The organism is Pseudoxanthomonas dokdonensis, from assembly GCF_001431405.1.
Taxonomy (GTDB): Bacteria; Pseudomonadota; Gammaproteobacteria; order Xanthomonadales; family Xanthomonadaceae; genus Pseudoxanthomonas_A; species Pseudoxanthomonas_A dokdonensis.
Genome location: NZ_LDJL01000002.1, coordinates 54,741 through 66,621 on the forward strand (window position 1 = coordinate 54,741; position 11,881 = coordinate 66,621).

At 65.7% G+C, this 11,881-nt stretch carries 8 protein-coding genes; 7 read left to right on the plus strand and 1 reads right to left on the minus strand.

Going from position 1 to position 11,881, the window contains the following annotated elements:
- Positions 1 to 15: 15 nt before the first annotated feature.
- From ABB29_RS01505 to ABB29_RS01535, 7 genes are all read left to right on the plus strand, one after another.
- Positions 16 to 2,325: an FdhF/YdeP family oxidoreductase gene (locus ABB29_RS01505; protein WP_057656853.1), complete on the plus strand. Its 2,310-nt coding sequence runs from the start codon at positions 16 to 18 to the stop codon at positions 2,323 to 2,325.
- Positions 2,322 to 3,131: a formate dehydrogenase accessory sulfurtransferase FdhD gene (gene fdhD / locus ABB29_RS01510; RefSeq protein WP_057656854.1), complete on the plus strand. Its 810-nt coding sequence runs from the start codon at positions 2,322 to 2,324 to the stop codon at positions 3,129 to 3,131. The genes ABB29_RS01505 and fdhD overlap by 4 nt, the downstream gene beginning before the upstream one ends.
- A gap of 357 nt (positions 3,132 to 3,488) precedes the next feature.
- The gene (locus tag ABB29_RS01515; RefSeq protein WP_057656855.1) at positions 3,489 to 6,515 is read left to right on the plus strand and encodes a TonB-dependent receptor; all 3,027 of its coding nucleotides are present in this window, start codon (positions 3,489 to 3,491) and stop codon (positions 6,513 to 6,515) included.
- Between the two features lie 97 nt (positions 6,516 to 6,612).
- Positions 6,613 to 8,151, plus strand: a complete 1,539-nt coding sequence (locus tag ABB29_RS01520) for a tryptophan halogenase family protein (protein WP_057656856.1) — start codon at positions 6,613 to 6,615, stop codon at positions 8,149 to 8,151.
- Positions 8,152 to 8,154: 3 nt separating this feature from the next.
- Positions 8,155 to 8,865: a SapC family protein gene (locus ABB29_RS01525; protein WP_057656857.1), complete on the plus strand. Its 711-nt coding sequence runs from the start codon at positions 8,155 to 8,157 to the stop codon at positions 8,863 to 8,865.
- A complete protein-coding gene (locus ABB29_RS01530; RefSeq protein ID WP_057656858.1) occupies positions 8,852 to 9,865 on the plus strand; it encodes a cupin-like domain-containing protein in 1,014 nt (337 codons plus the stop codon). Before ABB29_RS01525 ends, ABB29_RS01530 begins: the two co-directional genes overlap by 14 nt.
- A gap of 23 nt (positions 9,866 to 9,888) precedes the next feature.
- Positions 9,889 to 11,403 carry a tryptophan halogenase family protein gene (locus ABB29_RS01535; protein ID WP_057656859.1) on the plus strand — a complete coding sequence of 505 codons (1,515 nt, stop codon included), beginning with the start codon at positions 9,889 to 9,891 and terminating at the stop codon, positions 11,401 to 11,403.
- Between the two features lie 40 nt (positions 11,404 to 11,443).
- Here the strand turns inward: ABB29_RS01535 and ABB29_RS01540 are convergent, their stop codons facing one another.
- Positions 11,444 to 11,872, minus strand: coding sequence for a hypothetical protein (locus ABB29_RS01540; RefSeq protein ID WP_157062446.1), 429 nt, complete (start codon positions 11,870 to 11,872; stop codon positions 11,444 to 11,446).
- Positions 11,873 to 11,881: the final 9 nt, after the last annotated feature.

An 11,881-nucleotide genomic window follows, 5' to 3' on the forward strand; every position in this document is an offset into this window, starting at 1 on the left:
GCCGTGCCGTTGCCGATGAAGAAGCCTGTTGTTCCCGGAGTTGCCGACTACGACGCGGCCGCCGGCGGTTGGGGCGCGCTGGGCGCGGTGGCCAGGGCCCTGCAGGGGCAGATGGCGGTCGGCCGCGAGACCGCCGCGTTGCGCCGGGTCAACCAGCCCAGCGGCTTTGATTGCCCCGGCTGCGCCTGGCCGGATCCGCGCCACACCTCTTCGTTCGAATTCTGCGAGAACGGCGCCAAGGCGGTGGCCTGGGAAGCGACTGGCAAGCGGGCCACAGCGGAGTTCTTTGCCGATCATTCATTGGCCGAGCTGTGGCTGTGGAGCGATCACGCGCTGGAGAACCAGGGCCGCCTGACCCAGCCCATGGCCTACGATGCGGAAAGCGACCGCTACCTGGCGATTACCTGGCAGGACGCCTTCGATCGCATCGGCGCCGCGCTGCGGGCACTGCCACGGGCCGAGATGGCCGAGTTCTATACCTCCGGCCGGACCTCCAACGAGGCTGCGTTCCTGTACCAGCTGATGGTCCGCGAATTCGGCTGCAACAACTTTCCCGATTGCTCCAACATGTGCCACGAAGCGACCAGCGTCGGCCTGCCCGCGTCGATTGGCGTCGGCAAGGGCACGGTCACCCTCGCGGACTTCGAACACTGCGACGCATTGTTCAGTTTTGGCCACAACCCCGGCACCAATCACCCGCGCATGCTCGGCACGCTGCGCGAAGTCGCCCTGCGCGGGGTGCCGATCGTGGTGGTCAATCCATTGCGCGAGCGCGGGCTGGAGCGCTTCGTATCGCCGCAACACCCGGCCGAGATGCTGACCGGCAAGGGCACCACGCTGGCGCAGCATTACTACCAGGTCGGCATCGGCGGTGACCTGGCGTTCCTGAAAGGGATGATGAAAGCGCTGTTCGAGGCCGATGCCGCGGATCTGCAGGGCGGCGGCACCGGGCTGCTGGACCGCGGTTTCATTGATGCGCATACCGCAGGCATCGATGCGTTGCGCGCCGATGTGCAGGCCACTAGCTGGTCCAGCATCGAGCAGGCCTGCGGCCTGCCGCGCACCGAGATCGAAGCCGCCACCCGCCTGTACGCCAATGCCGAACGGGTGATCTTCTGCTACGGCATGGGCATGACCCAGCACCATCAGGGCACCCACAACGTGCAGCAGATGTGCAATCTGCTGCTGTTGCGCGGCAACATCGGCCGGCCGGGCGCCGGCATCGCGCCGATCCGCGGCCATTCCAACGTACAGGGCGACCGCACCGTCGGCATCACCGAAAAGCCGACGCCGGCCCTGGTCGACGCCATCGAGCGCCGCTTCGGTTTCCGTTTTCCGCTCAGTCATGGCCACGACTCGGTGCAGGCGGTCAAGGCGATCCGCGATGGTCGCTCGCGTGCGCTGATCTGCATGGGCGGCAACCTGGCCACGGCGATGCCGGACCCGGAGGCGACGATGGCGGCGATGCGCAAGCTGGATCTGGTGGTGCACGTGGCGACCAAGCTCAACCGCTCGCACCTGATCCCGGCGCGACAGGCGTTGCTGCTGCCGTGCCTGGGGCGGACCGAGCGCGACCTGCAGGCCAGCGGTCTGCAGTCGGTGACGGTCGAGGATTCGATGTCGATGGTGCATGCCTCCCAGGGCGGCCTGCCGCCGGCCTCGGAACAACTGCTGTCGGAGCCGGCGATCGTCGCCGGCATCGCCAAGGCCACGCTGCCGGACAGCCGGGTCGACTGGCAGGCGCGGATCGATGACTACGATCTGATCCGCGATGACATCGAAGCCGTGTTCCCGCAGTTCCAGGACTACAACCAGCGGATCCGGCAGCCGGGCGGTTTCCGCCTGTACGTCGGCGCGTCGCAGCGCGACTGGGGTGCGCTGGGCAAAGCCCGCTTCATCGTCGCGCCGGGCCTGCGCGAGGACCCGCCGGCGGCGGCGGAGCTGCTGACAATGACCACCATCCGCTCGCACGATCAGTACAACACCACCATCTACGGCTACAACGACCGCTACCGGGGCATCAGTGGTCGCCGCGACGTGGTGTTCCTCAATGCCGGCGATCTGCAGCGGCGCGGACTGCGCCACGGTGATCGCATCGACGTGCAGTCGTGCGCGCCCGGCTGCGACGGCAACGACGCCTATCGGGTCGCTGGCTTCACCGCGGTCGAATACGACATCCCGCCGGGTTCGGCGGCGATGTACTACCCGGAAGGCAATTGCCTGGTGCCGCTGGACAGCCACGACCCGCAATCCGGAACCCCCGCCTACAAGTCGACGCCGGTGCGGATCACCGCCGCGGCGGTTCCCGACCCGCCCGCGCAGTGAGCGCCACGGAGGATCCGCTGCGCGGCAAGGTCGCCCGGCCGCTGCTGGAATGGCGCGACGGAGTGACCAGCGAGCGCGTCGATCAGCTGGCCGAGGAGGTTCCGGTCGCAGTGCGGTTCAATGGCGAGCCGTTCGCAGTGATGCTGGCGACGCCGGCCGATCTGGAAGACTTCGCCCACGGCTTCGCGCTCAGCGAACGCGGCCTGCGGCCCGGTGACATCCGCCACCTCGAGATCCAGCAGGTGGTCGAAGGCATCCTGCTCGACATCCAGACCCACACGCGGTTGCCGGCGGATGGGCGCGGCCAGGACCGCGCAATGCCCGGCCGCAGCGGTTGCGGCGTCTGCGGCCAGCGCCTGCTCGAGGACGTGATCCAGCGACCGCCGCCGTTGCAGGACACGCTGCGCGTGTGTGCCGACGCCATCCAACGGGCACTGGCCAGCCTGCAACAGCAACAACCCTTGAATGCCGCCACCGGCGCCGTGCATGCCGCGGCGTGGGCGGACCCGCAGGGACAACTGCGGCTGGTGCGCGAGGACGTCGGCCGCCACAACGCGCTCGACAAACTGACGGGCGCAATGCTTCGCCAGGGCATCGACGGTGACAGCGGCTTTGCCCTGGTCAGCAGCCGGGCCAGTTACGAGATGGTGACCAAAGCAGCACTGGCCGGCATCGGACTGCTGGCCGCGATCTCGGCGCCGACCGCACTGGCGGTGCAACTGGCGGCGGATTGCCGGCTCACCCTGCTCGGCTTCGTGCGACCGTCACGCATGGTCATCTACAGCCACCCGCAACGGCTGCGATAAGCCGGCGCCGCTTGCCCTGCCGCCGATTACCCGGCGGCGGCAGCGAGCCGGCTCCGCCCGCGCAAGCGACGGTTCCGTTCAGTTTCGAGCGGGCTCAATGCCGCTGCCAGCATCCCGCTGCCTGCTGCCGGGCTCGCCCGTGGGCAGCGTCCGGCGGCCGCCACGATGGCTTGCGTTCGCTGCGATGCAACAAATATTTAACGGCTAAAAACCTTTCAAATCAATCATATACGGCATTGTCGCATTCAAGTTGACAACGCTGTCAATTGGGCGTCAAATGCCGCAGCACGATGGCTGTCCTGCGGACAACCAGTTCCACACAACTCAGATTTCGCGAATTCCGGGGAGGGAAGTTCCATGAACAAGCTGCACCACGTACCCAAGAAGCGCCTGCTGACCAGCGCCCTGATGATGGCCCTGGCCGGTCCGGCCTTTGCCCAGTCGGCCGATCCGTTGCAGGCCACGTCCACTGCCGAAACCGATGCGACCACGCTGGACACGGTGACCGTCACCGGTATCCGCGCCAGCCTGTCGCAGTCGATGAACCTCAAGCGCGACTCGCAGGGTGTCGTCGACGGCATCGTCGCCGAAGACATCGGCAAGTTTCCCGACACCAACCTGGCCGAGTCGCTGCAGCGCATCTCCGGCGTCTCGATCGACCGCGTCAATGGCGAAGGCTCCAAGGTCACCGTCCGCGGCATCGGCCCGGACTTCAATCTGGTGCTGTTGAACGGCCGGCAGATGCCGGCATCGACGATCATGGACGCCGGTCCGTCCAACTCGCGCGCCTTTGATTTCGCCAACCTGGCGTCCGAATCGATTTCCGAAGTCGACGTCTACAAGACCAGCCGCGCCAGCATCCCGACCGGCGGCATCGGTGCCACCATCGACATCCGCACCGCACGTCCGCTGGACACCCCCGGCATGCGCGCCAACATCGGCGTCAAGGGCGTCTGGGACACCTCCGACGACAACCTGCCCAATTCGCTGCAGGGCGAGGACGTGACCCCGGAAGTGTCCGGCATCTTCAGCAACACCTATGCCGACGGCAAGTTCGGCGTGGCGCTGTCGGGCAGCTACCAGGAGCGCGACTACGGTTTCAGCCAGGTCTCGGTCGGCAACGGCTGGAAGACCTTCCGTGGCGATGAGAACAACTGGGGTGCGATTCCGCAGCCGGGCGCACCGGGTTCGGAGAACATCACCAACCGCCCCGACCCGGATGATGTCTATTCGGTACCGCAGAACCTCAACTACAACATCAACGGCGTCCAGCGCCAGCGCACCAACGGCCTGTTGACGCTGCAGTTCGCGCCGACCGACACCCTGACCGCGACCCTGGATTACGCCTACTCGGAAAACAAGATCCAGACCCAGCGCAACGAAATGTCGGTGTGGTTCAACTTCGGTCCGTCGGTCAGCTCCTGGACCGATGGCCCGGTCGCCGGCCCCAACCTGTATTCGGAAATCATCGACGCCGCCAACAGCGACGCCGCGTACGGTGGCGGGCAGAATGCGACCAAGACCGAAGGCAAGTCGCTGGCGTTCAACCTCGAGTGGCGCCCCAGCGACAACCTCAACCTGTACTTCGACTACCACAACTCCAGCTCCGAGACCGGCGCCGACAGTCCGCTGGGTTCCAGCGGCGTGCTCGGCACCGCCGGCTTCTTCCGCGGCACCACCTCGGTCGATTTCTCCGGTGACCTGCCGTTGTTGAACATGGGCCTGCCGGCCGGCACCACCGCCATCGACGCGTCGAAGATGATGGTCAGCGGTTCCTCGTTCCGCAACAGCTACATGAAGTCGGAAGTCGAACAGAGCCAGTTCGGTGGCGATCTGTACTTCGAGGGCGGATCCAAGCTCGACTTCGGCGTCGGCTATACCGAAGTCAACAACCGTTCGGCCTACTCCAACGTGCAGCTCGATACCTGGGGCGGCGCGACCAATCCGGGCGACTATCCGGATGAAGTCTGGCAGCTGGATCACATGGGCCAGTACTTCGATCAGTTCTCCGGCCACAACGATCCGTTCTTCACCGATTCGTTCTTCATCTGGGACTTCGACACCGTCCGCCAGCTGGCCGAGGATGCCTGGGTCCGCGCCGGCAACGACGCCGCCGACTATCGCGCCTCGTCCGAGTTCACCACCGATCGCCGGGTCACCGAAAAGTCGAAGAGCGCCTTCGCCCAGTGGAGCAACACCTGGGACTGGAGCATGCCGTTCAGTGCCGCGGTCGGCGTGCGTTACGAAAAGACCAGCGTCAGCGCCGAAGCGCTGGTGCCGACCGCTACCGCCATCTCCTGGGGTTCGGCCAACGAGCTCAACCTGGTGCTGTCGGATCCGCAGTTCAGCCACCTGAGCGGCGAATACAGCTACATCCTGCCCAGCGTGGACCTGGCGCTGGACGTCACCGACACGGTCAAGCTGCGCGGCAGCTACAGCGAAACCATCGGTCGTCCGGGCTGGGGTGACATCCAGGGCGGCCAGACCCTGGACAGCATCGTCCGCGTCGATGGCGGCACCGGTTCGCTCGGCAACCCGCAACTGGAACCGCTGCTGTCGCACAACTTCGACCTGTCGCTGGAGTGGTACTACGGTGAATCCAGCTATATCTCGGCCGGCTTCTTCCGCAAGAACATCGACAACTACATCGGCACCACCCAGGTCATCGATGTCGGCGGCAGCGACGGCGCCACCCCGTTCAACCTGCACACGCCGGTCGGCGGCGCCTACTGGAACGAGGCGCTGGCCTCGGGTTGCGGCACTACCGACAACGTCTGCATCCGCAACTACATCTTCGACAACCACAACGGCGATCCGGGCGTGACCCAGACCGGCACCGACGATACCGGCGCACGTACCGGCACCATCGTCGGCCAGCCGGGCGATCCGCTGGCGGATTTCCGCATCAGCACCCCGGCCAACCAGAAGTCGGCGTCGCTGGATGGCTGGGAATTCAACCTGCAGCACGTGTTCGGCCAGAGTGGTTTCGGCTTTGCCGCCAACTACACCATCGTCGATTCCGGCCTGACCTACGACAACCGGATCATCGGCCAGCAGTTCGCGCTGGAAGGGCTGAGCGATTCGGCCAACTTCGTCGGCTTCTACGACAAGGGTCCGTGGCAGATCCGCGCCGCGTACAACTGGCGTGACGAGTTCCTGTCCGGCCGCTTCGACGGCGGTGGCCCGAACCCGAACTACACCGAGCCCTACGGCCAGTTGGACATGAACGTCAGCTACACGTTCAACGAGCGCCTGACCCTGTCGGTCGAAGGCATCAACATCACCGACGAGACCCAGCGCATCCACGGCCGCAACAAGAACCAGGTGCTGTACGCCACCCAGACCGGCGCGCGTTATATGCTGGGCCTGCGCTACAAGTTCTGACGGCAGGCAACAACCGTGCCCTGCGCGCGAGCGCATGGCACAAGGAGCCGCTGGAGGTTGCAGCGGCTCTTTTTTTGGTGGGTCGGGAGTTCGGCAAGTGGATGCAGTACGTTCTATCGTGATCGTCGGCGGCGGTACCGCCGGCTGGCTGACCGCCGCGGTGCTGGCCGCGCGGCATGGTCCGGCCGGCATCGGCGTGACCGTGGTCGAATCGCCGGACGTGGCCACAATTGGCGTCGGCGAAGGTACCTGGCCGACGATGCGCGACACGCTGCACAGCATCGGCGTGTCGGAAACCGATTTCCTGCGCCAGTGCGATGCCTCGTTCAAGCAGGGCTCGCTGTTCCGTGGCTGGGTCGATGGCCAGCCCGGCGATCAGTATCTGCATCCGTTCGTGCTGCCGCACGGACATACCGAAACCAACCTGGTTGACGGCTGGCTGGCCAGCGGTGGCGATGTCGCATTCGCGGATCTGGTCAGCTTCCAGCCGCATCTGTGCGCGCGCGGCAAAGCGCCCAAGCAGGCGTCGACGCCGGAATTCGCGGCGGTCGCCAATTACGCCTACCACCTGGATGCCGGCAGGTTCGCCACCTTCCTGCGCCAGCACTGCACCGACAAGCTGGGCGTGAGCCACGTCGCCGACCACGTGCTGGCGATCCACGCCGCCGACAACGGCGACATCGATGCGTTGCAGCTGAAATCCGGCGGCGCGCTGCACGGTGATCTGTTCATCGACTGCACCGGCATGCAGTCGCTGCTGCTCGGCCAGCACTACGGCGTGGCACTGATCGAACAGAAGCATGTGCTGTTCAACGACCGCGCGCTGGCGGTGCAGGTGCCCTACCGCGACCCCGGCCAGGAAATCGCCTCGCAGACCATCTCGACCGCCCGGCAAAGCGGCTGGATCTGGGACATCGGCCTGCCCAGCCGGCGCGGCATTGGCCATGTTTATTCCAGCGCCCATTGCGACGACGCCGCGGCCGAGCAGGCGCTGCTGCGCTATCTGCACGAGCACGGCGCGCCGGATGACCTGCCGACACCGCGCAAGCTGTCGTTCCAGCCCGGCTACCGGCAACGCTTCTGGCACCGCAACTGCGTCGCCATCGGCTTGTCGGCCGGTTTCATCGAACCGCTGGAAGCATCGGCGATTGCGCTGGTGGAACTGTCGGCGGCCATGCTCGCCGATCGCCTGCCGGCCGACCGCGCGGAGATGGATCTGCTGGCGCGGCGCTTCAATGACTGCTTCGAGTATCGCTGGCAGCGGGTCATCGAATTCCTCAAGCTGCATTACCTGCTCAGCCGACGCCAGGACAGCGATTTCTGGCGTGAAAATCGCCGGCCGGAGGGCATCCCGCCACGGCTGCAGGAGCAACTGCTGCTGTGGCGTCACCATCCGCCATCGCGACATGACTTCAACCAGGTCGAGGAAGTCTTTCCTTCGGCCAGCTACCAGTACATCCTGTACGGCATGGGATTCATGCCGCAGACCAAGGTCGATGCCTCATCGGCGGCGGTGCGCAAGGCGCAGGACTACTTCCGTGAAGCCGCGGCACTGGCCGCGCGCATGATCCCGGCCCTGCCGGGCAATCGCGCGCTGCTCGAGCACGTGCAACAGCAACGACTACCCAGGATCTGACCCATGCCCAACAGCGTTCTGCTCAACAACATCGATCACAAGGATCTGCGCGTGGTGACCCGCCACGGTGCTGGCCTGGGTGATGCGGTGATGTCCTCGATCACCTTTCCCGGCGAATTCCGCAGCGTGCAGACCCACTACCCGATCGTGTTCGCCAAGCAGGCCGACGGCAGCTTCCAGGCGCTGGCATTGTTCGGCTTCGAGCAGGGCCAGAACCTGTTCCTGCAGGGCGACCGCTGGGATGCCAGCTACCTGCCGATGGCGGTGGAGCGGCAGCCCTTCATGATCGGCCGCAACGGCGAGGCCCTGCAGGTGCACGTGGACATCGATCATCCGCGCATCCGCCAGGCCGATGGCGACGGCGAGGCGGTGTTCCGCGAACACGGCGGCACCAGCGAATACCTGGAACACATCAACTCCCTGTTGCTGGCGCTGCACCAGGGCCTGCAGGATTCAAGCGCGTTCGTCGCCAGCCTGCTGCAGCACGATCTGCTGGAATCGTTCGTGCTGGACGTGCAGCTGGATGACGGTTCCGATCATCGCCTGGCCGGTTTCTACACCATCAATGAAGAAAAGCTGGCGGCGCTGGAAGCGCAGGTGCTGGCCGAGCTGCATCGCGCCGGTCACCTGCAGGCGATCTACATGGTGATGGCGTCGCTGTCCAACTTCCGCCTGCTGATCGACCGCATGAACCATCGCCGTGCCAGCCATTGAGTCGCCAATAGCGGAAGTCCACGGCGTCGATGCCGCGGCGCTGCCGGACAGCGTGCTGACCTCGCCCACCCCGCTGGTGTTGCGCGGCGTGGTCAGGCACTGGCCGATCGTGCAGGCTTCGCTGCGCTCGCCCGGCGATGGTGTCGATTACATCCGCCGCTTCGCCCGTGATGCACCGATCGTGGCGATGGTGGCCAAGCCCGGGACCGGCGGCCGCTTCTTCTACAACGAAGATCTCAGCGGCTTCAATTTCCACATGGAAAAGCCGAAGCTGGTGGCGGTGCTGGAAGCGATGCTGCGGCATCTGCACGACGCCAATCCGCCAACCATCTACATGGGCTCGACCACGGTCGATACCTACCTGCCCGGACTGCGCGCCGAGAACGATGTCGTCCTCGGCCAGCGGGATCCACTTTTCAGTGTCTGGATCGGCAACCGCACCCGCATCGCCGCGCATCAGGACGTGCCGGACAACCTGGCCTGCGTCGCCGCCGGTCGCCGCCGCTTCACCCTGTTCCCGCCACAGCAGCTGGAAAACCTCTACATCGGGCCGCTCGACTTCACCCCGGCCGGACAGGCGATCAGCCTGGTCGATTTCCATGATCCCGATTACGACCGTTTCCCGCGCTTTGCCGAGGCGCTCAAGCACGCCCAGATGGCCGAACTGGAACCGGGCGACGCCATCTTCATTCCCAGCCTGTGGTGGCACCACATCGAAGCGCTGGAAGGTTTCAACGTGCTGCTCAACTACTGGTGGCGGCAGACGCCGGCGCACATGGATTCGCCGATGAACGCGCTGATGCTGGCGATCATGAGCGTGCGTGACCTGCCAGCGGAACAACGCGCGGCCTGGCAGGACATGTTCCGCCACTACGTGTTCGAAGCCGGCGACGACACCGCCGCGCATATCCCCGACGCCGCCCGCCGCGTGCTCGGCCCCATCGATGCCGATGCCGCCCGCAGCCTGCGCCTGCGCCTGCTGCAACGCCTCAACCGCTGATCCACCGAACGAGATCTACCGCCATGCCCGAGACCACCGACAGCAACGCTTGCAACCGCCCGATCCGACGCGTGGTCATCGCCGGTGGCGGTACCGCCGGCTGGATGGCGGCGGCGGCGCTGTCGCGCACGCTGGGCAAGGTACTGGACATCAAACTGATCGAATCCGACGAGATTTCCACCGTCGGCGTCGGCGAAGCGACGATTCCGACCCTGGTGACGTTCCATCGCCTGCTCGACATCAACGAGCAGGAATTCATGGCCGCCACCCAGGCCACGTTCAAGCTCGGCATCAGCTTCGAGAACTGGCGCGACGTCGGCCAGGACTACATCCATTCGTTCGGCATCACCGGCAAGGATCACTGGAGCGCCGGCTTCCAGCATTTCTGGCTGAAAGGCCGCGAGCGCCAACTGGCCAGTGACTACGGCGACTATTGCCTGGAGCTCAAGGCCTCGCAGCAGAACCGCTTCGCCCACCTGCCCAAGGGCGGCATGAACTATGCGTTCCACATGGACGCCGGCCTGTATGCGCGCTACCTGCGCCGTTTCAGCGAGGGCTTCGGCGCGCAGCGCATCGAAGGCAAGATTGTCGAGGTATGCAAGGACGACGCCAGCGGCCACATCCGCTCGCTGATGATGGACTCGGGCGAGGAGATCGAAGGCGATCTGTTCATCGACTGCACCGGCTTCCGCGGCCTGTTGATCGGGCAGACACTGGGTGCCCACTACCAGGACTGGTCGCAATGGCTGCATTGCGACAGCGCGATCGCGTTGCAGACCCGCTCGGTCGGCGAGGCGATACCGTTGACCCGTTCGATTGCACGCGAAGCCGGCTGGCAGTGGCGGATCCCGCTGCAACACCGGGTCGGCAACGGCATCGTCTTCAGCAGCCAGCATTGGGACGACGAACAGGCCCTACGGACCCTGCGCGACAACATCGAAGGCGAGGTGCTGACCGAGCCACGGGTGATCCGCTTCAAGCCCGGCCAGCGCAGCGAGACCTGGATTGGCAACTGTGTCGCGCTGGGCCTGTCCAGCGGCTTCCTGGAGCCGATTGAATCGACCAGCATCCACCTCATCCAGCGCGGCATCGTGCGCCTGCTGCAGATGTTCCCGGCCAGCGGCATCAGCCCGGCCGACGTGGCCGAATACAACCAGCAGACCCGCAACGAAATCGAACACATCCGCGATTTCATCATCCTGCATTACCACGTCACCCAGCGCCGCGACAGCGCGTTCTGGCGCGGCTGCCGCGAGATGGAGATTCCAGCATCGCTGCAACACCGCATCGATCTGTTCCGGCAGACCGGTCGCGTGTTCCGGGTGCCGAATGAACTGTTCGCGGAAAATTCCTGGGTCCAGGTCATGCTCGGCCAGGGCCTGGTGCCGGAGCAGCGGCATCCGGTCGCCGACCTGATGGACGACGGCGAGCTGGCCCGCTTCCTCGACGGCATCCGCGACCGGGTCAACAAGACCGTCGCGCAGCTGCCAGCGCACCAGACTTACGTGCAGACCTACTGCCCCGGCGAGCGCATCTAATCCGGCGTGGCCGACGCACTGGCCGGCACCACGCACGGCGCTAGGGCGCGTCCGCGGGCGCGGTACCGGCTGGCCTCGCACAGCCAGCAATCGCCTGGCCATCGTCGAAGGCAAGCTTGCCGGTGTATGGGAAATCGGCGCCGGACATGCTGTCCTGGCATGGCCTGGGGGTGATCCGCAGCATCACCCGACCGCTGGCATCGTGCGCGTTGACCAGGCGCCCGTCGGGCAGCAACTGGTTTTCGTCCACGCTCAGCGAGCGCTCGCCATCCAGCCCGCGCAACAACACCCGCCCGCCTTCCACGCTGCCCTGCCAGAACGGCTCATTGGTCGACAGCACGAAGTTGGCCGGCAGATCCGCGCCGGCCGTGTAAAGCGGCGCTGGCGGGTCGCTGGCGATGCGGTGTGGTGCCGCGGCGCACGCCGTCAAGCCGAGCAGCAAGATCGTGACGACAATGGATTGGCGCATGATCATGTT

Coding starts and splice junctions, on each gene's coding strand:
- ABB29_RS01505 (WP_057656853.1), top strand. CDS start 16: ATGAAGAAGCCTGTTGTTCCCGGAGTTGCCGACTACGACGCGGCCGCC.
- ABB29_RS01515 (WP_057656855.1), top strand. CDS start 3,489: ATGAACAAGCTGCACCACGTACCCAAGAAGCGCCTGCTGACCAGCGCC.
- ABB29_RS01525 (WP_057656857.1), top strand. CDS start 8,155: ATGCCCAACAGCGTTCTGCTCAACAACATCGATCACAAGGATCTGCGC.
- ABB29_RS01535 (WP_057656859.1), top strand. CDS start 9,889: ATGCCCGAGACCACCGACAGCAACGCTTGCAACCGCCCGATCCGACGC.
- ABB29_RS01540 (WP_157062446.1), bottom strand. CDS start 11,872: ATGCGCCAATCCATTGTCGTCACGATCTTGCTGCTCGGCTTGACGGCG.